General features: G+C 72.6%; 20 protein-coding genes. 11 read left to right on the forward strand and 9 right to left on the reverse strand.

What is annotated here, in order from left to right; all coding sequences use genetic code 11:
• The first annotated feature begins 79 nt into the window (after positions 1-79).
• On the forward strand, positions 80-1,078 hold the full coding sequence (locus tag AB0F77_RS24280) for a TAXI family TRAP transporter solute-binding subunit (protein WP_361952329.1): 999 nt from the start codon (positions 80-82) through the stop codon (positions 1,076-1,078).
• A gap of 42 nt (positions 1,079-1,120) precedes the next feature.
• Here AB0F77_RS24280 and AB0F77_RS24285 read toward each other — a convergent pair whose 3' ends face one another.
• Together AB0F77_RS24285 and AB0F77_RS24290 are read right to left on the reverse strand one after the other, a co-directional pair.
• On the reverse strand, positions 1,121-2,521 hold the full coding sequence (locus AB0F77_RS24285; RefSeq protein ID WP_361952332.1) for a HAMP domain-containing sensor histidine kinase: 1,401 nt from the start codon (positions 2,519-2,521) through the stop codon (positions 1,121-1,123).
• Positions 2,522-2,530: 9 nt separating this feature from the next.
• On the reverse strand, positions 2,531-3,217 hold the full coding sequence (locus AB0F77_RS24290) for a response regulator transcription factor (RefSeq protein ID WP_361952436.1): 687 nt from the start codon (positions 3,215-3,217) through the stop codon (positions 2,531-2,533).
• 313 nt (positions 3,218-3,530) lie between these two features.
• On the opposite strand from AB0F77_RS24290, the gene AB0F77_RS24295 reads away from it, so the two are divergent.
• The 8 genes from AB0F77_RS24295 (at position 3,531) to AB0F77_RS24330 (ending at position 10,142) form a co-directional block, all read left to right on the forward strand.
• Positions 3,531-4,307, forward strand: a complete 777-nt coding sequence (locus AB0F77_RS24295) for an amino acid ABC transporter ATP-binding protein (RefSeq protein WP_361952335.1) — start codon at positions 3,531-3,533, stop codon at positions 4,305-4,307.
• 70 nt (positions 4,308-4,377) lie between these two features.
• Complete coding sequence (locus tag AB0F77_RS24300; protein WP_361952338.1) at positions 4,378-5,217, forward strand: glutamate ABC transporter substrate-binding protein; 840 nt, start codon at positions 4,378-4,380, stop codon at positions 5,215-5,217.
• Positions 5,218-5,291: 74 nt separating this feature from the next.
• On the forward strand, positions 5,292-5,957 hold the full coding sequence (locus tag AB0F77_RS24305; RefSeq protein WP_361952340.1) for an amino acid ABC transporter permease: 666 nt from the start codon (positions 5,292-5,294) through the stop codon (positions 5,955-5,957).
• Positions 5,954-6,853, forward strand: coding sequence for an amino acid ABC transporter permease (locus AB0F77_RS24310; protein ID WP_361952343.1), 900 nt, complete (start codon positions 5,954-5,956; stop codon positions 6,851-6,853). Before AB0F77_RS24305 ends, AB0F77_RS24310 begins: the two co-directional genes overlap by 4 nt.
• 416 nt (positions 6,854-7,269) lie before the next feature.
• On the forward strand, positions 7,270-8,901 hold the full coding sequence (locus tag AB0F77_RS24315) for an FAD-dependent monooxygenase (RefSeq protein ID WP_361952346.1): 1,632 nt from the start codon (positions 7,270-7,272) through the stop codon (positions 8,899-8,901).
• 115 nt (positions 8,902-9,016) lie between these two features.
• A complete protein-coding gene (locus tag AB0F77_RS24320; RefSeq protein ID WP_361952439.1) occupies positions 9,017-9,088 on the forward strand; it encodes a putative leader peptide in 72 nt (23 codons plus the stop codon).
• Between the two features lie 125 nt (positions 9,089-9,213).
• Entirely contained in the window at positions 9,214-9,744 is a 531-nt protein-coding gene (locus AB0F77_RS24325) for a cysteine dioxygenase (RefSeq protein ID WP_361952349.1), read from the forward strand.
• Positions 9,741-10,142, forward strand: coding sequence for a rhodanese-like domain-containing protein (locus tag AB0F77_RS24330; protein WP_361952352.1), 402 nt, complete (start codon positions 9,741-9,743; stop codon positions 10,140-10,142). The genes AB0F77_RS24325 and AB0F77_RS24330 overlap by 4 nt, the downstream gene beginning before the upstream one ends.
• A gap of 57 nt (positions 10,143-10,199) precedes the next feature.
• Here AB0F77_RS24330 and recX read toward each other — a convergent pair whose 3' ends face one another.
• From recX to AB0F77_RS24350, 4 genes are all read right to left on the reverse strand, one after another.
• Positions 10,200-11,084 (reverse strand): recombination regulator RecX, encoded by an 885-nt coding sequence (recX, locus tag AB0F77_RS24335; RefSeq protein ID WP_361952355.1) that lies wholly within the window; start codon positions 11,082-11,084, stop codon positions 10,200-10,202.
• 3 nt (positions 11,085-11,087) lie between these two features.
• Positions 11,088-12,221 (reverse strand): recombinase RecA, encoded by a 1,134-nt coding sequence (recA, locus tag AB0F77_RS24340; protein ID WP_361952358.1) that lies wholly within the window; start codon positions 12,219-12,221, stop codon positions 11,088-11,090.
• A gap of 287 nt (positions 12,222-12,508) precedes the next feature.
• Positions 12,509-13,786 (reverse strand): AI-2E family transporter, encoded by a 1,278-nt coding sequence (locus AB0F77_RS24345; protein ID WP_361952361.1) that lies wholly within the window; start codon positions 13,784-13,786, stop codon positions 12,509-12,511.
• A gap of 60 nt (positions 13,787-13,846) precedes the next feature.
• Positions 13,847-14,041: a DUF3046 domain-containing protein gene (locus AB0F77_RS24350; protein ID WP_361952364.1), complete on the reverse strand. Its 195-nt coding sequence runs from the start codon at positions 14,039-14,041 to the stop codon at positions 13,847-13,849.
• An 80-nt stretch (positions 14,042-14,121) separates the two neighbouring features.
• Between AB0F77_RS24350 and AB0F77_RS24355 the strand changes: the two genes are divergently transcribed.
• On the forward strand, positions 14,122-15,066 hold the full coding sequence (locus AB0F77_RS24355; RefSeq protein ID WP_361952367.1) for a hypothetical protein: 945 nt from the start codon (positions 14,122-14,124) through the stop codon (positions 15,064-15,066).
• Between the two features lie 21 nt (positions 15,067-15,087).
• On the opposite strand, the gene AB0F77_RS24360 is transcribed toward AB0F77_RS24355, so the two are convergent.
• The 3 genes from AB0F77_RS24360 to AB0F77_RS24370 all read right to left on the reverse strand — a co-directional run bounded on the left by AB0F77_RS24360 (position 15,088) and on the right by AB0F77_RS24370 (position 17,105).
• The gene (locus AB0F77_RS24360) at positions 15,088-15,396 is read right to left on the reverse strand and encodes an AzlD domain-containing protein (protein ID WP_361952370.1); all 309 of its coding nucleotides are present in this window, start codon (positions 15,394-15,396) and stop codon (positions 15,088-15,090) included.
• A gap of 102 nt (positions 15,397-15,498) precedes the next feature.
• Complete coding sequence (locus AB0F77_RS24365) at positions 15,499-16,242, reverse strand: AzlC family ABC transporter permease (protein ID WP_361952373.1); 744 nt, start codon at positions 16,240-16,242, stop codon at positions 15,499-15,501.
• Positions 16,143-17,105 (reverse strand): AraC family transcriptional regulator, encoded by a 963-nt coding sequence (locus AB0F77_RS24370; protein ID WP_361952376.1) that lies wholly within the window; start codon positions 17,103-17,105, stop codon positions 16,143-16,145. The genes AB0F77_RS24365 and AB0F77_RS24370 overlap by 100 nt, the downstream gene beginning before the upstream one ends.
• 144 nt (positions 17,106-17,249) lie before the next feature.
• Between AB0F77_RS24370 and AB0F77_RS24375 the strand changes: the two genes are divergently transcribed.
• A complete protein-coding gene (locus AB0F77_RS24375; RefSeq protein WP_361952379.1) occupies positions 17,250-22,172 on the forward strand; it encodes an ATP-dependent helicase in 4,923 nt (1,640 codons plus the stop codon).
• The last annotated feature ends 21 nt before the right edge of the window (positions 22,173-22,193 follow it).

A 22,193-nucleotide genomic window follows, 5' to 3' on the forward strand; every position in this document is an offset into this window, starting at 1 on the left:
CCGTCCGTCACCGTCCCGACCGCGGCCACGGCCTGGTCAGGACCGCGTGCGGGCTGGCAGGATCGCGGGAGTGTCCCCGATGTCCCCGGCGTTTCCCCGGATCGGCAGGCGGCGCGCGCTCCAGGGCGCGGCCGTCGGTGTCGTTGTGCTCGGGCTGCTGCTGTGGTGGCTGCTGCCGCTGGGCGAGACGCCGCCGGGCGGCACGATCACGTTCAGCACCGGGACACCGCGCGGGGTCTACCAGGAGTACGGCGAGCGGCTGCGCACCGAGCTGGACAAGGACATGCCGGGGCTCACGGTCAAGCTCCAGAACAGCGCCGGGTCGCAGGAGAACGTGCGGCGCGTGGCGACCGGGGAGGCCGACTTCACCATCGCGGCGGCCGACGCGGTGGAGACGTACGGGCTGTCGAAGGGTGCGGGAGCGGGCGACCTGCGCGGGGTGGCCCGGCTGTACGACGACTACGTGCAGCTGATCGTGCCGAACGACTCGGACATCAGGTCGGTCGCGGACCTGAGGCACAAGCGGGTGGCGACGGGGCTGCCCAACTCCGGGGTGCGGCTGATAGCGAACCGGGTGCTGAGGGCGTCCGGTATCGACCCGGTGAAGGACATCACGCCGATGTCGGACGGCATCGACACCGGTCCGGGGCGGCTGGCGGGCGGTGGGATCGACGCGTTCTTCTGGTCGGGCGGGCTGCCCACGAACGGGCTGGGCGAGCTTGCCCGGACGTTCGACTTCCGGTTCGTTCCGATCGAGGCCGGCCTCGTGGCCCGGCTGCACCGCCAGAGTGCCGCCGCGCGCTACTACCGGGCCACCAACATGCCGGAGTCGGCCTACCCGTCGGTGCAGCACGGGTCCTCGGTGCCCACGATCGCGGTGTCCAACGTGCTGATGACCCGCAAGGACATGGACCCCCGGCTGACCGAGTGGGTGACCCGCACGGTGCTCAAGAGCCGGGACGGCATCGGCGCGCACGTGCACTCCGCGCAACTCGTCGACGTAAGGACCGCGATCTACACCGATCCCCTGACGCTGCACGAGGGCGCGCGCCGCTACTACCGCTCCGTCAAACCCTGACCGGTCGCCCCGTCAACCGCCGTTCCGTCAAACGCCGTTCCGTCAGCCGCCGCTCCTCGGCACCCGCACCGTCACCCTGAGCCCCTTCGGCTCGTGGTGCTCGTACGTGAGGGAGGCGCCGCCCGCCGCGAGCAGGGCCCGGGTGATGGACAGGCCGAGCCCCGAGCCCTTGACGTTCTGATGGCGGCCGCTGCGCCAGAACCGGTCACCCACGCGGGCGAGTTCCTCGTCGGTGAGACCGGGTCCGGTGTCGGTGACCACGACGGTCGAGGTGTCCCCGTTGGAGGAGACGGTCACCTCGACGCTGCCGCCCTCGGGGCTGAACTTGATCGCGTTGTCGATCACCGCGTCCAGGGCGCTGGACAGGGCGATGGGATCGGCCCACCCGGTGGTGGGCGGGCAGTCCCCGCCCAGCCGGACGCCCTTGGCCTCGGCGGCGGGCGCCCAGGCGGCCAGCCGCTCCGCGGTGAGCTGGCCGACGTCGGTCAGCCGCAGGTCCGCCTCGGCGTGCTCGGCCAGCGCCAGGTCGAGCAGGTCGTCCAGGACCTGCGCGAGGCGCTTGCCCTCGGTGCGGACCGAGGCGATCTCCTCGTTGCCCTCCGGCAGTTCGAGGGCGAGCAGTTCGATGCGCAGCAGCAGCGCGGCGAGGGGGTTGCGCAACTGGTGCGAGGCGTCGGCGACGAAGGCGCGCTGCTGCTCCAGGACGTCCTCGACGTTGTCCGCCATCTCGTTGAACGACCGGGCGAGCCTGCGGAGTTCCGGCGGGCCGCCGGCCGCCGCGACCCGGGACTTCAGTCGTCCGGTGGCGATGTCGTGGGTGGTGGCGTCGAGGACGCGCACGGGGCGCAGCACCCAGCCGGTCAGCCGGAGCGCGGCGCCCACGGCGAGCAGCATCGCGGCGCTCTCGCCCGCGCCGATCAGCAGCCAGCCGCGCAGGATCCGGGAACGCATCGCCCCGGTGGGCGAGTCGGTGACGACGACGGCCACGACGTCGCCGTCCCGGATGACCGGCGACGCCACGACGAGCCGCCCGCGCTGCCAGGGCCACACCTGCTCGGGATCGTGGCTGCGCCGGCTGAGCAGCGCCTCGTCGAACGCGTCCCGGACCACTCCGGTCCCGGGCAGGGTCCAGCCGCGGGGCGCGTTGGCCATGGCCTCGTCATTGCGGTAGAAGACGCCGACGCGGATGCCGTACACCCCGTAGTAGCTGACGAGTTCGCGGCGCAGGGTCTCGCGGCGGTCGTCGAGCACGGCGCCGGTCGAGGTGCTCGGCCCGTCGGTGACGGACTGGGCGAGCACCGCGAAGCGGGCCGTGTCGTCGATGCGGTCGACGACCACGTTCTGCTGCTGGGCGGCGGCCACGCTGGCCGCGAGGGGCACGCCGAGTGCGAGCAGGACGGCCGCCATCAGGACGATGAGCAGCGGAAGGAGACGTGTGCGCACCCGTCCCCGCTACCCGGCCGGTGCGACGAGCCGGTAGCCGACGCCGCGGACGGTCTCGATCAGCGCGGGCAGCCCCAGCTTGGCGCGCAGGGAGGCGACGTGCACCTCCAGGGTGCGGCCGGTGCCCTCCCAACTGGTGCGCCAGACCTCGCTGATGATCTGCTCCCGCCGGAAGACCACGCCGGGGCGCTGGGCGAGCAGCGCGAGCAGGTCGAACTCCTTGCGGGTCAGCTGGACGACGGAACCGTCCACGCTGACCTGCCGGGTGGGCAGTTCGATGTGGACGGGGCCGAGCCGCAGCGCCCCCTCGCCGCCGGGCGCGGTGTCCTCGGGGACGGTGCGGCGGCTGACGGCGTGGATGCGGGCGAGCAGTTCCCCGGTGTCGTACGGCTTCACCACGTAGTCGTCGGCGCCGAGGTTGAGGCCGTGGATGCGGGAGCGGACGTCGGAACGGGCGGTCACCATGATCACCGGGGTGCTGGTGCGTTTGCGGATCTTGCCGCAGACCTCGTAGCCGTCCTGGTCGGGCAGTCCGAGGTCGAGGAGGACGACGCCGAAGCCCGCGCTCTCGGGCACCAGCGCCTGGAGGGCCTCCTCGCCGCTGCGGGCGTGGGTGACGTCGAAGCCGTGCCGGGCGAGGACCGCGGAGAGGGCGGCGGCGACATGGTTGTCGTCCTCGACGAGCAGCAGTCTCATTCCGGCCCCCTCCGGTTCGGCGGTCCTGCGCTCCGGGTTGAAGATCATCCGGAGTTGAAGATCATCCGGAAGAAATCGCGCCCACGCGGGTGTGCACCATGGCAGTCACGCCGATGAACAAGGACGTCGTCAAGAGAGTTCCGGTTGCCCGTGCTTTCCGTTACGCGGCCGATACTCAGCGGTGCCGCTCTGCTACGACATGTGTCCGATTGCTATCGGATCGTGATGCTCAGATTCCCCTCAGATGTAATGACGCTGGTCGCATAGGGTTACTACTGTCCTCCGAAACCGAGGAGGACGGAGCCTGAGAGCGATGACCGAAGTATCGGTGGCCAAGGAAGACATGGCCGCGACCGGCGATCTGGTCGTCCTGAAGAGCGTCAACAAGCACTTCGGCGCGTTGCACGTGCTCCAGGACATCGATCTCACGATCGCCCGCGGTGAGGTCGTGGTGGTCATCGGACCCTCGGGGTCCGGCAAGTCCACCCTGTGCCGCACCATCAACCGCCTGGAGACCATCGACTCCGGCACCATCGCCATCGACGGCAAGCCGCTGCCCGAAGAGGGCAAGGAACTGGCCAGGCTGCGCGCCGACGTCGGGATGGTCTTCCAGTCCTTCAATCTCTTCGCGCACAAGACCGTGCTCGAGAACGTGATGCTGGGGCAGGTCAAGGTCCGCAAGGCGGACAAGAGGCAGGCCGAGGAGAAGGCCCGCGCCCTGCTCGACAGGGTCGGTGTGGGCACCCAGGCCGACAAGTACCCCGCGCAGCTCTCCGGTGGCCAGCAGCAGCGGGTCGCCATCGCGCGGGCCCTCGCGATGGACCCGAAGGTCATGCTCTTCGACGAGCCGACCTCGGCCCTCGACCCCGAGATGATCAATGAGGTGCTCGAGGTCATGCAGCAGCTCGCCCGGGACGGCATGACGATGATCGTCGTCACCCACGAGATGGGCTTCGCACGGTCGGCCGCGAACCGCGTGGTGTTCATGGCGGACGGCCGCATCGTCGAACAGGCCGTGCCGGACCAGTTCTTCAGCAATCCGCGCAGCGACCGGGCCAAGGACTTCCTGTCGAAGATCCTGCACCACTGAGCGCGCGCCGACCGCACTCCGGCCGACCCGCGCCAACCGGCTTCTCCTCATCAGACGAAGGAAGTTCACCATGAAGCTCCGCAAGGTCACCGCCGCCTCGGCCACCCTCCTCGCCCTGACCCTGACCGCCACGGCGTGTGGCGGGGACAAGGACTCGGGAAGCGGCGGTTCCTCGGGCGGCGGCAAGAAGATCACCGTCGGCATCAAGTTCGACCAGCCCGGCATCGGCCAGAAGACCCCGCAGGGCTACTCGGGCTTCGACATCGACGTGGCCACCTACATCGCGCAGAAGCTGGGTTACAAGGCCGACCAGATCGAGTGGAAGGAGTCGAAGAGCGCCGACCGCGAGACCATGCTCCAGCGCGGTGACGTCGACTTCATCGTCGCCTCCTACTCGATCACCCCGGAGCGTCAGCAGAAGGTCGACTTCGCCGGCCCGTACCTGCTGGCCCACCAGGACGTGCTGATCCGCGCCGACGACAACTCCATCAAGGCGCCTGCCGACCTCAACAGCAAGCGGCTGTGCTCGGTGACCGGCTCGACCTCGGCGCAGAACGTCAAGGACAAGCTGGCTCCCAAGGCCCAGCTCCAGGAGTACCCGACCTACTCGGCCTGTCTGACGGGTCTCCAGAACAAGGCCATCGACGCCCTGACCACGGACGACTCGATCCTCGCCGGGTACGCCGCCCAGTCGCAGTTCAAGGGCAAGTTCAAGCTCGGCGGCTTCAAGATGACCAACGAGAACTACGGCATCGGCGTCAAGAAGGGCAGCGACCTCAAGGCCAAGATCAACACCGCGCTGGAGTCGATGGTCTCCGACGGCTCCTGGCAGAAGGCCGTGGACAAGAACTTCGGTCCGGCCAACTACCAGAACGAGCCCGCGCCGAAGATCGGCGACATCAAGAGCTGAGGCAGTACCTGCCGGTGCGCCGCTGACCGGGGCGGCGCACCGGCGGGTCCCTACACGCGGAAGCGCGGGAGATCGTGTTCGACTTTCTTCAAGACTACGACGTGCTGGGCGCCTTCTGGACGACGGTGCAGCTGACGCTGCTGTCGGCCGTGGGCTCCCTGATCTGGGGCACTATGCTGGCCGCCATGCGGGTCAGCCCCGTGCCGCTGATGCGCGGCTTCGGCACCGCCTACGTGAACATCGTGCGCAACATCCCGCTCACGGTGATCATCCTGTTCGCCTCGCTCGGCCTCTTCCAGACCCTGAACATCACCCTCGGCGCGGACGAATTCAAGGCGATCAACTTCCGGCTGGCCGTGCTCGGTCTGATCGTCTACACCTCGGCCTTCGTGTGCGAGGCGCTGCGGTCCGGCATCAACACGGTGCCGGTCGGACAGGCCGAGGCGGCCCGGGCCATCGGTCTGAGCTTCACGCAGGTGCTGCGCCTGGTGGTCCTGCCACAGGCGTTCCGCGCGGCCGTCGGCCCCCTGACGAACGTGCTGATCGCGCTCACCAAGAACACGACGGTGGCGGCGGCGATCGGCGTGGCGGAGGCGGCGTACGTGATGAAGGAGATGGTCGAGAACGAGGCGCAGCTGCTGCTGATCTCCGGGGTCATCGCGTTCGGCTTCTGCTGCCTGACGCTGCCGACCGGTCTCATCCTCGGCTGGGTCGGCAAGAAGGTGGCGGTGAAGCGATGAGTTCGGTCCTGTACGACGCCCAGGGCGCGCGGGCCAAGCGGCGCAACGTCCTGTACACGGCGGTCTTCGTGGTCGTCGCGGCCGCCGTCCTGTGGTGGGTGATCAGCACCCTCGCCGACAAGGACCAGCTGGCCTGGGCGAAGTGGAGTCCCTTCGTCCACACCGAGGCGTGGACGACGTACATCTGGCCCGGTCTCCAGAACACCCTGAAGGCCGCGGCGCTGGCCATGGTCATCGCGCTGCCGCTGGGCGCGGTGCTCGGCATCGCCCGCCTCTCGGACCACGCGTGGATCCGGGTGCCGGCCTCGGTCCTGGTCGAGTTCTTCCGCGCCATCCCGGTACTCGTCCTGATGATCTTCGGCAACGCGCTGTACGCCCAGTACACCGACGTGAGTGCGGACGACCGTCCGCTGTTCGCGGTCGTCACCGGTCTGGTGCTGTACAACGCCTCGGTCCTGGCGGAGGTCGTCCGCGCGGGCATCCTGGCCCTGCCCAAGGGACAGTCCGAGGCGGCCATGGCGATCGGTCTGCGCAAGAACCAGGTGATGCGGCTCATCCTGCTGCCGCAGGCCGTCACCGTGATGCTCCCGGCGATCGTCAGTCAGCTCGTGGTGATCGTGAAGGACACCGCCCTCGGCGGCGCGGTCCTCACCTTCCCCGAACTGCTGGCCTCGGCCAACACCATGAGCAGCTACTACGGCGCCAACACCATCGCCTCCTTCACGGTCGTGGCGCTCATCTTCATCGTGATCAACTTCTCGCTCACCTCCTTCGCCGGCTGGCTGGAGGGCCGGCTGCGGCGGCGCAAGAAGTCCACCGGTGCGGTGGTCGGCGCCGACGCGGTGGCCGAACTGGCCGCACCCGGCGACCACGACGAACAGGTGCACGGCCACTGAGCCGACGACGTGGCGCGACGGTGACCGGGTGCCGAGGTGACCTGGTCACCGGGTGACGGAGTGACGAGGGGTGGGGCAGTGGCCGGCGTGCCACGGCCCCACCCCTCGTCGCAGGACCGCCGTGCCACCCCGGGCCCGGCCGACGTCGCGAACCCGGCCGACGTCGTACGCCGGTCGGCCCAACGGCGTAAACCGGCGCACAACCCCTGGTGAACGCGCGCCGCGCGGGCTCCCGGTGACGTCCGGTCAGGGGATTCGGTTCCGCCCCTGGGCCGGTATCATGATCGTCGTCGTCCTCGTCGCTTGACGCAAACACCGCCAATGGGTTGCATACGTTCTGTGATCGTGCACCCTGCTCCACCTTCGTGTTCACCTACGTCCGTCAGGACGCCGCTGCGAGCAGGGGGCGCCGAACCGTGGACCCGGTGATCATCGTCGGAGCGGGACCCGTGGGTCTCACGCTCGCCCTCGCGCTGGCCCGTCAGCAGGTGCCGTCCGTCGTCCTCGACGAGGGCCCCGGCAAGGACGAAGCCCGCGCCGCCCGCACCGTCGTCCTGCGCGAGGACACCGCCGCCCTGTTGGAGCGGCTCGGCGGCTTCCCGCTCTCCGACCTCGGCCTGCGCTGGACCGGGTGGCGGTCCATGCGGCGCAGGCAGGTGATGCGCGAGGTCGTCTTCGACGAGACCGACCCCGGCCCGCTGCACATCGCCCAGCACACGCTCGCCGCCGTCCTGCGGGCCGCGCTCGCCCGGGAACCCCTGGCCAGGGTCGTCGTGGAGAGCCGGCTCGACTCGCTCGAACAGGAACGTTCTGGCGTCACGGCCCACACCCGCGGCCCCAGGGGCACCTGGTGGCGCGGCAGTTACCTGATCGGCTGCGACGGCCCCCGGTCCACCGTGCGCAAGCTCCTCGACATCCGCTTCCCGGGCCGCACGGCCGTGGAACGGCACGCCGTGGCCGCGCTGCGCACCGAACTCCCCTGGCCCGACCAGGCGTTGCTGCACCGGTCGCCACCCTGGCGGATGTCCGGCCCCGCGGCCGGCGAGGTGACCGCCCGTCCCCTCCCGGACGACGTGTGGCGGCTGGACTGGCTGCTGCCGCCGGGCAAGGACCTGGTCACGCCCGAGCTGCTGGTGGCCCGGGTCCGCGAGACCCTCGCGGGCTGGACGGGCGGCACCACACCGCCGTACGAACTCCTCGACACCGGCGTGCACACCGTGCACCACCGGCTGGCCCGCCGCTGGCGCGTCGGCCGGGTCCTACTCGCCGGGGACGCGGCCCATCTGCTGGGCACACTCGGCACCCACGGTCTCGACGAGGGGCTGCGCGACGCCGACAACCTCGCCTGGAAGCTGGCGACGGCCTGGCACCACGGCCCGCACGAGGCGCTGCTCGACAGCTATCAGACGGAGCGGCGCGCGGTCGTCGCCGCCCGGCTGCGCGCCGCCGACCAGGCGCTGCCGATACTGCGCGGCGGCGGTGGCCTGCGCGCGGTCGTCCCGGGCACGGCCCGCGGCCACGACACCCTGCTCGGCGACGGCCACCTGGGCCGCGGCGCGCTGGGCGCCCCGGGGACGTACGCCGACTCACCGCTCGCGCCCGGGCACCTCGAAGGGGAGATCGCGGTCGACACCGCGCCCGGCGCGCAGGTCACCGATGTACGGATCACCGCGGAGGACGGCTCGTTCGTACGGCTGCGGGACCGTTTCGGCCGGGACCGGCTGCTGGTCGTGCTGATCGCGCCGGGCACCGGGGTGTGGGACCGCAAGCACTGGGTGACCGCCGGGGTCATGCCCCGGCTCGCCGCCGCGGTGACCGCGCTGCCGCATCCGGCCGAGCTGCTGGTCGCCGAGGGCTACCCGGGAGCGCCCGCGCACACCGTGCTGCTCGTACGCCCCGACGGCCATCTGGTCACCGCGCTGAACGGGGTGCGCCCGGCCGATCTGTACGCGGCGGCCGAGGCCGTGCTCGGCGGCGCGGCGAGGACCGGGGCCGGGGCGGAAGCCGGGGCCGAGGCGGGGGCGGGGGCGAGTTCGGGCACCCGCTGAGGGCCCCGACCACCCGCGTTGAGCGCCGCACTGGTCGCGCTCTGGTCCACATGGTGACTGTCGGTTGACCGGTGTGCAGCGACATGGTGTACTCCGCATCGTGATCGACACCTGTGTGCACCTGTGGCGGAGGGTCCATATGGACCTGGTCCGCTATGCGGGTTGCGTGTGTCGCCGCTCCTGCTGAATTCGCCCTTCCCTTCACCCCGAACGCGCCGCCTCCCGAGGCCGCGCGCTTCTCGCGAACGCTTCATCAGGACGGTGCACGTGTCTGTTTCCCCCTCCCCGTCTGTCTCTTCCGCTCCCTCCTCCGTGTCCGCCCCGGACCGGGCCCCGGCGCCCGCCGGGATCGCGCCGACCCAGGCTGACCTGCTCGACTTCGTACGGCGCACGGCGGCCGACGCCGAGCTGATCGCCTCGCTCCCGCTCGACCCCGAGGGCCGTACCTGGGTACGGCTCGACGGTCCCGGCGGCAGCGAGGCGTGGCTGATCGGCTGGCCGCCCGGCACCGGCACCGGCTGGCACGACCACGCCGACTCGGTCGGTGCCTTCCTCACGGCGGCCGGCGAGCTGCGGGAGAACTCGCTCGCCGCCCGGCTGCCCACCGACGGCTGGAAGACCCTGGAACTCAGCGAGGACGTGGACCGCGAGCGGCTGCTGACCGCCGGCAAGGGCCGCTCCTTCGGCAGGCACCATGTGCACGAGGTGCTCAACGAGTCCGCCGACGTGCACGCGGTCTCCGTCCACGCCTACTACCCGCCCCTGCCCCAGATCCGCCGCTACAGCCGGACCGGCCCGGTGCTGCGCCTGGAGCAGGTCGAGCGCCCGGAGGACTGGCAGTGAGCGACACGGACGAAACCCCGGTCGGCATCGACGAGTTGCTGGAACGGGTGCGCCGGGGCCTGCGGCGCGTCGAGCCACAGGAGGCGTACGACGCGGCCGGCGCCGGGGAGGCCCTGCTGGTCGACATCCGGTACGCCGCCCTGCGTGAGCGCGACGGGCTGATACCCGGCGCGCTCGTCGTGGAGCGCAACGAACTGGAGTGGCGCCTGGACCCCCAGGGCAGCCACCGCGCTCCCGAGGCCACCGGCCACGATCTGCGCGTCGTCGTCATCTGCAACGAGGGCTACGCCTCCAGCCTGGCCGCGGCCTCCCTCCATCAGCTGGGCCTGCGCCGCGCCACGGATCTGATCGGCGGCTTCCAGGCATGGAAGGCGGCGGGACTTCCCGTGACCCCCTGACCGGCTTCCGCCACACCCCTGGTCACCTCTGTCTCCCTGACACTCCTGTCGCCCCTGTCACCCTTCGTCGTCGAGGAACTCGGTGTCCTCGCCCTCCGCCTCCAGTGCCTGGCGTACGACCCGCAGGGCCATGCCCTCGGGATAGCCCTTGCGGGCGAGCATCCCGGCCAGGCGGCGCATCCGCTTGTCGCGGTCGAGACCACGGGTGGAGCGCAGCTTGCGCTCCACCAACTCGCGGGCCGTCTCCTCCTCCTGCTCGGAGTCGAGGCGGCCGACGGCCTCGTCGATGAGGGACTTGTCGACCCCCTTGGTGCGCAGCTCCTGGGCGAGCGCGCGCCGGGCCAGCCCCCGGCCGTGGTGCCGGGACTCCACCCAGGCCCCGGCGAACGCGCTGTCGTCGATCAGTCCGACCTCCTCGAACCGCGACAGCACCTCCTCCGCCACGTCGTCCGGGATCTCCCGCTTGCGCAGGGCGTCCGCGAGCTGCTTGCGCGTGCGCGGGGTCCCGGTGAGCAGGCGCAGACAGATCGCCCGCGCCCGCTCAGCCGGGTCCGGGGGCTCCTCCTTCTCGGCCCTCGACGAGTCGAAGGAACCTCCGTCTTCACGGGGCGCCTCGCCGAAACCACGCCGTCGGCGCCCCCGCGCCCCGCGACGCGATCCGCCGCGCGGGCCCTCGCCGTACGGGTCGTCCGGACCCGCACCACCGAAGGCGTCCGGTGCGTCCCCCATGGCGCCCGCGTCCGCTTCGGCGCCCGCGTGGGAAGCGTGCGCCCGCCCCCGCCGTCCGCCCCCGTACGGTCCCCCGTCGAACGGCCCGTCACCGTCCGGGCCGTGGCCCCCCGTGCCGTCACCCGTCCGGGCAGGGTCGGCGCCGTCCGCGCCGCGCCGCTCCCACGGCGCGTCGAGGTGCGCGTACTCGGCCCAGTCGGTTCGTCGTGTCACGGGTCAGCTCTTGGCCGCGGCGGCCTTGGGCTTGGTGGCCTTGGCCGCGGGTGCCGGCGCGGTCTTCGCGTCGTCCGTGGTGACGGCACCCGCCGCCGCACCCGGCGCGTCCGTGCCCGGCTCGGTGGTGGGCTCCTCCGGCCGCACGCCCACGCCCAGCTTCTCCTTGATCTTCTTCTCGATCTCGTTGGCCAGGTCGGGGTTGTCCTTGAGGAAGTTGCGCGCGTTCTCCTTGCCCTGGCCGAGCTGGTCGCCCTCGTACGTGTACCAGGCGCCGGCCTTGCGGACGAAGCCGTGCTCCACGCCCATGTCGATCAGACCGCCCTCGCGGCTGATGCCCTGGCCGTAGAGGATGTCGAACTCGGCCTGCTTGAAGGGCGGCGCGACCTTGTTCTTGACGACCTTGCAGCGGGTGCGGTTGCCGACCGCCTCGGTGCCGTCCTTGAGGGTCTCGATGCGGCGGATGTCGATGCGCACCGAGGCGTAGAACTTGAGCGCGCGGCCACCGGTCGTGGTCTCCGGGGAGCCGAACATCACGCCGATCTTCTCGCGGAGCTGGTTGATGAAGATGGCGGTGGTCTTCGACTGGTTGAGCGCGCTGGTGATCTTCCGCAGCGCCTGGCTCATCAGACGGGCCTGGAGACCCACGTGGCTGTCGCCCATCTCGCCCTCGATCTCCGCGCGCGGCACGAGCGCGGCGACGGAGTCGATGACGATGAGGTCGAGCGCGCCGGAGCGGACGAGCATGTCCACGATCTCCAGCGCCTGTTCGCCGTTGTCCGGCTGGGACAGGATCAGGTTGTCGATGTCGACGCCCAGCTTGCGCGCGTACTCGGGGTCGAGGGCGTGCTCGGCGTCCACGAAGGCGACCTGGCCGCCGGCCTTCTGCGCGTTCGCCACCGCGTGCAGGGTCAGGGTCGTCTTGCCGGAGGACTCCGGGCCGTAGATCTCCACGACACGGCCGCGCGGGAGGCCGCCGACGCCGAGCGCCACGTCGAGGGCGGTCGAACCGGTCGAGATGACCTCGATGGGCTCCCTCGACCGCTCGCCCATGCGCATGACCGCGCCCTTGCCGAATTGCCGTTCAATCTGTGCGAGCGCGGCGTCGAGCGCCTTCTCGCGGTCGGTTCCTGCCATGGGTTCCACCCGGTTTGCTTGAGTCGATCGCTTCACGTCAAAGACGCTAACGCCTGCCACTGACAATGCGCCTCGACGCCGGCTCGGCCTGTGGACAACCTACGGACTGATCCACCCAAACCGTGTCGAAATCCCCGCCGATGGCCTTGCCCGAGCCTCCATAAGAATGGATGTTCGATTTTCATGTCAAGCACCACACACGCCTCCGGCGCACCGCACGGAGGAGGACCGGGAGGGGTCGGGGGTGGCGCGGGAGGGGTCGGGGTGGCGCGGCCGGGCCGTGTCGCTCAGGAGGAGGGGTGGGTCCGCGATGTCTCGGAGGCGGACTCCGCCGGCTCCGGGCGGCGCTGTTCCCAGAGGCCGCGCAGGCGGGTGCGGAGGCCGGGCTCGGCGGGGCCGCGGCTGCGGTGGCCCTGGACACGCGGGTCGTCCGTGACGTCGTACCGCTTCACGTACGCGCCCAGGAACGCCTGGAGCGTGGCGACCGCCGGAATCGCGATCAGCGCGCCGACCGCGCCGAGCAGCGCCGTGCCCGCGATGACCGAACCGAAGGCGACCGCGGGATGGATGTCGACGGTCCTCGACGTCAGCTTGGGCTGGAGCACGTAGTTCTCGAACTGCTGGTAGACCACGACGAACACCAGCACCCACACCGCGTACCAGGGGTCGACCGTGAACGCGATCAGCATGGGCAGCGCGCCCGCGAGATACGTGCCGATGGTGGGGATGAACTGCGAGACCAGCCCCACCCACACACCGAGCACCGGCGCGTAGGGCACGCCCAGCGTCTGAAGCAGGATGTAGTGCGCGACGCCGGAGACGAGCGCCATCAGACCGCGTGAATAGATGTAGCCACCGGTCTTGTCCACGGCGAGTTCCCACGCGCGCAGCACCTCCGCCTGCCGGGCGGGCGGCAGGACGGAGCAGATGGCACGGCGCAGCCGGGGCCCGTCGGCGGCGAAGTAGAACGAGAACAGCGTGATCGTCAGCAGTTGGAACAGCCCGCCGAGCACCTGCGCGGACACGTCCAGCACTCCGGCGGCGCTGGTCTGCGCGTACCGCCGCAGCCAGTCGGAGTGGAGCAGGCCCTCCTGGACGTCGACCCGCCGCAGCTCGGTGTTGAAGGTCTCGTTGACCCAGTTGATCACCGAGTCCAGGTACTCGGGGAAGTCCTCGACCATCTTGATGATCTGTCCGGCGAGCATCGACCCGAGCAGGGTGACGAAACCGGCGGCCACGACCAGCAGCCCCAGGAAGACCAGGAAGGTCGCGAACCCGCGGCGCAGCCCGCGCCGGGCCATCCAGCTCACCGCCGGTTCTATCGCGAGCGCCAGGAAGAACGCGATGAGGACGTTGATCAGCAGCCCGGTCAGCTGGTGGAAGGCCCAGCTGCTCAGCTGGAACACGGCGACGAGCGCGAGGGCGAGCACCATGGCGCGCGGCAGCCAGCGCGGCATGCGGGCGCCCGTCCCTGTGGGGCCCCCGGCCGGGGGCCCGGCGGGCGGCGTCGTACCGAACGGGGTGGTGTCCTGGGCGAGCTGCCCGGTGTCGTCAGTGGGGGCCACGGTGCAAGTCTCGCCCACGCCACCGACAACCCGCTGCCACCGTGCGATCTTCGTTACCGGTCAGTGCCTCTCCCGGGGCACGTCCATGACCGCGCAGACCACGCGCCACACGTCCTTGGCGTCCCAGCCCGAGTCCAGGGCCTCGTTCACCGTGCGCCCGCCGAGCTCCGACATCACATGATCGCTCGCGAACGTATTTGCGTAGTCGGGACCGAAATGGTCCGCCATTCGCTGCCAGAAGACCGTCAACCGCATGAAACCAGTATCCCGTCCCTGCGAGTGGGCCCGGCCCGGGACCCCTCACCGGGAGCGATTTCCGCCCTACGGTCTGTGCCATGGCCGATTCAGGAGCTACCCCCCTCTTTCCCGCGCCCTCGGCGCGCTCCCCGTTGTCCCGCGCCGAACACTTCGTCTGGCTCACCGCGCGCGTGCTGGAACAGCGCCTCTTCGCCCACGCCTTCCTGAACGGCGGCGCCGATCCGGTGGAGAGGGCCCTCGACGCGTACCGCAACGAGGACGGCGGTTACGGTCACGCCCTGGAGCCCGATCTGCGCGGCCCGGTCAGCCAGCCGCTGCACACGGGACGCGCGCTGCGCGTCCTGGACGCCGTCGGGCGGTGCGGCGGACAGCGGGTGGAGCGGGTGTGCCGCTATCTGACGTCGGTGTCCACCGCGGACGGCGCCCTGCCCGCGATCCATCCCAGCCAGCGGGGTTATCCGGCTGCCCCGTTCGTCCCGGTCGTGGCCGACCCGCCCAGTTCCCTGCTGTCGACCGGTCCGGTGGTGGGGCTGCTGCACGCCAACGAGGTCTGGCACGCCTGGCTGTTCCGGGCCACCGACTTCTGCTGGCACGCGGTGGAGTCCCTCCAGAAGTCCCACCCCTACGAGGTCGAGGCGGCCGTCGCCTTCCTGGACTCGGCACCCGACCGCCCACGCGCGGAGGCCGCCGCCGACCGCCTGGGCCGCATGGTGCGCGAGCAGCGGCTCGCCGCGCTGGAGCCCGACCACCTGGACGCGTATCCGGTCGCACCCGGCTACGCGCCGGGCGAGCACCACTTCCCGCACGACTTCGCACGCCGGCCGAGCTCCCTCGCGCGGGCGTGGTTCACCGACACCGAGATGGAGCGTTCCCTGGACTTCCTCGCGGCCGAACAGCGGACGGACGGCGGCTGGCCGATCCGGTGGCGCCAGTGGGCACCGGGCACCGCCCTGGAGGCGCGGCCCGTCGTGACGATCGAGGCGCTGCGCACCCTCAGGGCGTACGGCCGCCCCGTCGGCTGAAGCCGCGGCGCCCCGCGCGGGTCAGCCGCCGAGGGCGCGCACGCCCGCCGTCACGGCCACGGCGGCCGCGACGACGAGCAGGAACGGTGCGCGCAGCGCGAGGGCGACGGCGGCCGCGGCGACTCCCGCGGCACGGGCGTCGAGGACCAGGGCGTGTCCGTCGGCGAAGGTCTGCTGGGCGGTGAGGGCGGCGAGGAGGGCGACGGGCAGCAGCGCGGCGAGCCGCTTCACGAGCGGCCGCTCCAGCATGCCCACGGGCACGAGCAGCCCGGCGAGCTTGACGGCGTAGCAGCCGAGGGCGGTCGCGCCGATGGCGATCCAGGTGTTCAACGTGCTTCCTCTGGAGGGTCGTTGCGGAGGGGGTGTGCACGGGGGTGTGCGCCGCCGCGGGGCGGGAGGACGGTGCCCGGGAGCGCCGGGGGCGGTGTGCCGCTACGAGGGCGTCGCACCGGTCCGGTTCCGTCCCGCCCCGCGCCGGCCCTCCACGTAGAGCGCGGCCGGGGCGGCGAGCGCGGCGACCAGGACGGGCACTCCCGCGGGCAGCACGGGCAGCAGGCCGAGTCCGAGCAGCACGGCCAGCCCCGCGACCGCGCGCTCGACGGTGGTCTTCAGCATGGGCGCGAGCAGCGCGAGGAACACTGCGGGCCCGGCCGCGTCGAGGCCCCACGCGTCGGTGTCGCCGATCGCCTTGGCCCCCAGGGCACCGAGGAACGTGGTGAGGTTCCACAGGACGTACAGGCTGAGCCCGGTGACGGCGAATCCGAGCCGGGAGCCGCGCCGGTCCGGCTGGGCCAGGGACACCGCGGTGGTCTCGTCGATCACCCACTGCGCGGCGAACGGCCGCACCACGCGCGGGAGGGCCAGCACCTGTGACAGGCGCAGCCCGTAGAACGCGTTGCGCACGCCGAGGAAGAAGGCGCCCGCGGCGGCCGTGAGCGGGTTGCCGCCCGCCGCGAGGGCTCCCACCAGCGCGAACTGGGAGGCACCGGTGAACACGAGGAGGCTGAGCGCACAGCTCTGGAGCAGGCTGAGCCCGCTGCCGGCCGAGGTCACGCCGAACGCGAACCCGGAGAGTCCTACGGCGACGCCGACCCCGAGGGCGTCCCGGACGACGGCGGCGTCCGGCTTCCCGGCGCCGTCCGCGCGTATGTCTGCGAGAGCTGTCTGTTCTGCCACGTCGACGACGCTACGAGGGGCGGCCGTCCCCGGTCTTGTACGTTCTTGCGCTCCCGCTGGTAGGCACCGGGCGGTACGCCGACGATCCGGGCGAAGTGGCGGTTGAGGTGCGGCTGGTCCGTGAACCCCACGGTGACGGCCGCCTCGGCGGGCGTCGTGCCGGAGTCGAGCAGGTGCCGCGCCCGGCGCACGCGCGCGTCGGTCAGCCAGGCGTGCGGCGGCATGCCGTAGGCGTCGCGGAACGCCCGAAGCAGCGCGAAGGGGCTGGTGCCCAGGTCGGCGGCGAGGCGCTCCAGGGTGGGCGGCCGGGTCATCCGCTCCTCCAGCACGGCACGCGCGCGGACGGCGAGCCGGGCCCCGGCGGAGCGCACCTCGCGGCGGGGCAGGGGCCCGCCGTTCAGACGCAGCAGCCGGGTCACGGCGACCCGCAGCAGGGTGTCGGCGGCGAGCGCGTTGCCCTCGTCGGCGGCGCGGAGCACCTGGTGGACCAGGCCGACGGCGTACGGGTCGTCGAGCACGGGGCTGACGAAGCCGGGGGTGCCCCGGATGCCGGTGGTCTCGGCGGCGATCTCGCCCACCACCTCGGGCGACGGGTAGATCGCGCCGTACCGCCAGCCCTCGGGCACGCCCGCCCGGCCCGTGTGCGGGGTGTCCGGATTGACCAGCGCGAGCGCGCCGGCCGCCGCGGAGACGTCGGAGCCGCCGTGGTGGAAGACCTCGACGCCGTCGGCGATGGCCGCGATCACGAAGTGCTCGTGGGTGTGCCGGACGAACGTCTTGCGGATGTAGCGGGCGCGCAGCAGATCGACGCCCGGCAGTTCCTCGTACTGCCAGTGCCGTGCCCGTTCGGGTGCACCCGCCATGCCGCCATTGTCCGTCACGTCCGCGCCGCCCGGCCTCCCCGTCCGGCAGCCGCCCGGCGTCCCCTCCGGCGGGCGAGCGCGGCGATGCCGAGGACGTCTGCCCAGGTCAGCCGCGTTGTCAGTGCGCGGGTGCAGGATGGACGCATGGTCAGCTCCGCTCACCCGGCCCTCGACGGCTTCTCCCCCGCGACCCGCGGCTGGTTCACGGGGGCCTTCTCCGCGCCCACCGCGGCCCAGGCGGGCGCGTGGCGTGCCATCGGCGAGGGCTCGGACGTGCTGGTGGTGGCCCCGACCGGCTCCGGCAAGACGCTGGCCGCCTTCCTCGCCGCCCTGGACCAGCTCGCCTCGGCCCCGCCCCCGGCCGACCCGAGGAAGCGCTGCCGGGTGCTGTACGTGTCGCCGCTGAAGGCCCTCGCGGTCGACGTCGAGCGCAATCTGCGCAGCCCGCTGACCGGCATCCGCCACGAGTCGGTGCGCCTCGGCCTGCCCGAGCCCGAGGTCAAGGTCGGCATCCGCTCCGGCGACACCCCGGCCGCCGAGCGCCGCGCGCTGTCCACCCGCCCGCCGGACATCCTGATCACCACTCCGGAGTCCCTGTTCCTGATGCTGACGTCGGCCACGCGCGACGCGCTGACGGGTGTGGAGACGGTGATCCTGGACGAGGTGCACGCGGTGGCGGGCACCAAGCGCGGCGCGCATCTGGCGCTGTCCCTGGAGCGGTTGGACGAGCTGCTGCCCCGGCCGGCGCGGCGCATCGGCCTGTCGGCGACCGTCCGGCCGGTCGACGAGGTGGCCCGCTATCTCTCGCCGCGCCGCAAGGTGGAGATCGTCCAGCCCGCGTCGGGCAAGGAGTTCGACCTCTCCGTGGTCGTCCCCGTGGAGGATCTCGGCGAGCTGGGCGGCTCCCCGGTGGCCGACGGCTCCGAGGGCGTGGAGCGGCCGTCCATCTGGCCGCACGTGGAGGAGCGGATCGCGGACCTGGTGCAGGCCCACCGGTCGACGATCGTGTTCGCCAACTCCCGCCGGCTCGCCGAGCGCCTGTGCAACAGGCTCAACGAGATCGCGTACGAGCGGGCGACCGGTGAGCCCCTGGAGGAGCACCACTCCCCCGCCGAGCTGATGGGCGGCTCGGGCGCGGCGCAGGGGGCGCCGCCGGTCATCGCCCGCGCGCACCACGGCTCGGTCTCCAAGGAGCAGCGCGCCCTGGTCGAGGAGGACCTCAAGGCCGGCCGGCTCCCGGCCGTGGTCGCCACCTCCAGCCTCGAACTGGGCATCGACATGGGCGCCGTCGACCTCGTCGTCCAGGTCGAGTCACCGCCCTCCGTCGCCTCCGGCCTCCAGCGCGTGGGCCGCGCGGGGCACCAGGTCGGCGCGGTCTCCACCGGCGTGGTCTTCCCCAAGTACCGCGGCGACCTGGTGCAGGCCGCCGTGGTCACCGAGCGGATGCGCTCCGGCGCGATCGAGTCGCTGAGGGTCCCCGCCAACCCGCTGGACGTCCTGGCCCAGCAACTGGTGGCGATGACGGCGCTGGACACCTGGCAGGTCGACGACCTGCTGGCCACCGTGCGCAGGGCCGCGCCGTTCGCCTCGCTCCCGGAGTCGGCGTTCACGGCCGTCCTGGACATGCTCGCGGGCCGCTATCCGTCGGACGCGTTCGCGGAGCTGCGCCCGCGCGTGGTGTGGGACCGCGTCGCCGGTACGGTCACGGGCCGCCCAGGTGCGCAGCGCCTCGCCGTCACCTCCGGCGGCACGATCCCGGACCGGGGGCTGTTCGGGGTCTTCCTCGTCGGTTCCGACCCCAAGAAGGGCGGCGGCCGGGTCGGCGAGCTGGACGAGGAGATGGTCTACGAGTCCCGCGTGGGCGACGTCTTCACGCTCGGCACGAGTTCCTGGCGCATCGAGGACATCACCCGCGACCGCGTCCTGGTCTCGCCCGCGCCGGGTGTGCCGGGCCGGCTGCCGTTCTGGAAGGGCGACCAGCTGGGCCGCCCGCTCGAACTGGGCCGCGCGGTGGGCGCGTTCCTGCGCGAGGTCGGCTCCCTGCCCAAGGACGACGCCCGGTTGCGCCTGCTCGCGGCCGGCCTGGACGCGTGGGCCGCGGACAACGTCCTGTCGTACCTGGACGAGCAGCGGGAGGCGTGCGGGCACGTACCGGACGACCGGACGATCGTCGTGGAGCGCTTCCGCGACGAACTGGGCGACTGGCGGGTGGTCGTGCACTCCCCGTTCGGCGCCCAGGTGCACGCCCCCTGGGCGCTCGCCCTCGGCGCCCGCCTCTCCGAGCGGTACGGCATGGACGCGCAGGTCATGCACGCCGACGACGGCATCGTGCTGCGGCTGCCGGACGCCGACCTGATGGGCCTGGACCTGCTGGACCAGGAGCCCGTGCGGGCCGGCGCTCCCCTCCACACGGCGGTCGACTCCGAACAGGCCCCGGTGGGCGCGGCCGACGTCGCCTTCGACAAGGGCGAGGTCGACCAGGTCGTCACCGACCAGGTCGGCGGCTCGGCCCTGTTCGCCTCCCGCTTCCGGGAGTGCGCCGCCCGCGCGCTGCTGCTGCCGCGCCGCAGCCCCGGCCGGCGCACCCCGCTGTGGCAGCAGCGCCAGCGCGCTGCCCAACTGCTCCAGGTGGCGAGCGAGTTCGGCTCGTTCCCGATCGTCCTGGAGGCGGTCCGCGAATGCCTCCAGGACGTCTTCGACGTTCCCGGGCTCGTCGAGCTGATGGGCGACCTGGAGTCCCGCAAGGTCCGCCTGGTCGAGGTCACCACCCCCGAGCCGTCCCCCTTCGCGCGCTCACTGCTGTTCGGGTACGTCGCGCAGTTCCTGTACGAGGGCGACTCCCCGCTCGCCGAGCGCCGCGCCGCCGCGCTGTCCCTGGACTCGCGGCTGCTGGCCGAGCTGCTGGGCCGGGCGGAGCTGCGCGAGCTGCTGGACGCGGACGTACTGGCCGAGCTGGAGCGGGAGCTGCGGTGGCGCACGGAGGACCGCCGGGTCAAGGACGCCGAGGGGGTCGCCGACCTGCTGCGGCTGCTCGGCCCGCTCACGGACGCCGAACTCGCCGAGCGCGGCGCCGAACCGCACTGGGCGCGGGAGCTGGCCGCCGCCCGCCGCGCCATCAGGGTGCGGATCGCGGGCGCCGACCACTGGGCGGCGATCGAGGACGCGGGCCGGCTGCGCGACGCGCTCGGCACGGCCCTGCCGGTCGGTGTGCCCGAGGCGTTCACCGAACCGGTGAAGGACCCGCTCGGCGACCTCCTCGCGCGTCACGCGCGCACCCACGGACCGTTCACGTCGGCGACCGCGGCGGCCCGGTTCGGTCTCGGCGTGGCGGTCACCGAGGGCGCGCTTCAGCGGCTCGCCGCGAACGGCCGTGTCGTGCAGGGGGAGTTCCATCCGGCGGGCATCGGCCAGGAGTGGTGCGACGCGGCCGTGCTGCGCAGGCTGCGCCGACGCTCCCTGGCCGCGCTGCGCCATGAGCTGGAGCCGGTGCCGCCCGCCGCGCTGGCGCAGTTCCTGCCGCAGTGGCAGCACATCGGCAAGGGGCACGGGCTGCGCGGCCTCGACGGACTGGTCCGCGCCGTCGAGCAGTTGCAGGGCGCCTCGGTGCCCGCGTCCGCCCTGGAGAAGCTGATCCTGCCGTCGCGCGTGGCGAACTACACGCCGTCGATGCTCGACGAGCTGACCTCGGCCGGTGAGATCGTCTGGGCCGGGGCGGGCGCGCTGCCCGGCAAGGACGGCTGGGTGTCCCTGTACCTGGCGGACGCGGCCCCGCTGCTCCTGCCGCCGCCCCACCCGCTGGAGCCGACGGCGCTGCACCAGTCCGTCCTGGACGCGCTCTCCGGCGGCTACGGCCTGTTCTTCCGGCAGATCGCCGACCAGGTCCGTGCCACCACCCACCCGGACGCGACCGATCTCCAACTGGCCGACGCCGTATGGGACCTGGCCTGGTCGGGGCGGCTCACCAACGACACGCTCACCCCGATGCGGTCCCTGCTGGGCTCCGGCCGCACCGCGGGCGCCACGGCCCACCGCGCCAAACGCGCCGTCCCGCGCGGTCGTTACGGCTCCCTGACCGCCGCCGCCCGCCCCGCGTCGCGCACGGGTCCGCCGACCGTCGCCGGGCGCTGGTCCCTGCTCCCGGGCCACGAGCAGGACCCGACGGTGCGCGCCCACGCCCTGGCCCGTGTCCTCCTGGACCGGCACGGGGTGGTGACCCGGGGAGCGGTCGCGGCGGAGGGGGTGGAGGGCGGTTTCTCCGCGGTGTACCGGGTCCTGTCCGCGTTCGAGGAGAGCGGTCGGGCCCGCCGCGGTTATGTGGTGGAGGGGCTGGGCGCGGCCCAGTTCGCGATGGACGGCGCCGTGGACCGGCTGCGCGCGGTGTCCAACGCGCGCGACCGGGGCGAGGCCCTGCCCGGCGCGGGCCCGGACGAACGGGCCGGGTCGGACGGCTCGCCCGACGGCGCCTTCCCGCCCGCTCCCTTCGACGGCCTCGACGCCGACTTCGACTGGCCCCTCGACCACCAGCTGGCCCCCGGGGACTACATCTCCCCGAGAGACTTCGCCACGCCCGGCCGGGGCGGCCCACGAAGCGGCTCGGGCGGGGCGGGCTTCCCGTACGGTTCGGGGGCGTACGGCCCCGCCCGGGGCGGCTCCCGCGACCGTACGTCCGCCGCCGACGCCCGGGCGGTCGTGCTCGCCGCCGCCGACCCGGCGAACGCGTTCGGCTCGGCGCTGCCCTGGCCCGAGCCCCCGACCGGTGCCGGGCACAAGCCGGGTCGCAAAGCGGGCTCGCTGGTGGTGCTGGTCGACGGCGAGCTGACGCTCTACATGGAGCGCGGCGGCAAGACGCTGCTGGCCTGGCCGTCCGCCCCGGACACCGCGGCACCGGACGACCCCCGGCTCCGGCCGGCCGCCGAGGCCCTGGCCGCCGCCGCCCGCGCGGGTTCCGTCGGCACGGTCACCGTGGAACGCGTCAACGGCGCCTCGGCCCTCACGTCCCCCCTCGGTGCGCTGCTGGAGCAGGCGGGCTTCATCGCGACCCCCCGCGGCCTGCGGCTGCGCGCATGACGCCCCGCACGGCGGCCCCGG

It is taken from the genome of Streptomyces sp. NPDC026672 (assembly GCF_040638185.1).
Classification (GTDB): domain Bacteria; phylum Actinomycetota; class Actinomycetes; order Streptomycetales; family Streptomycetaceae; genus Streptomyces.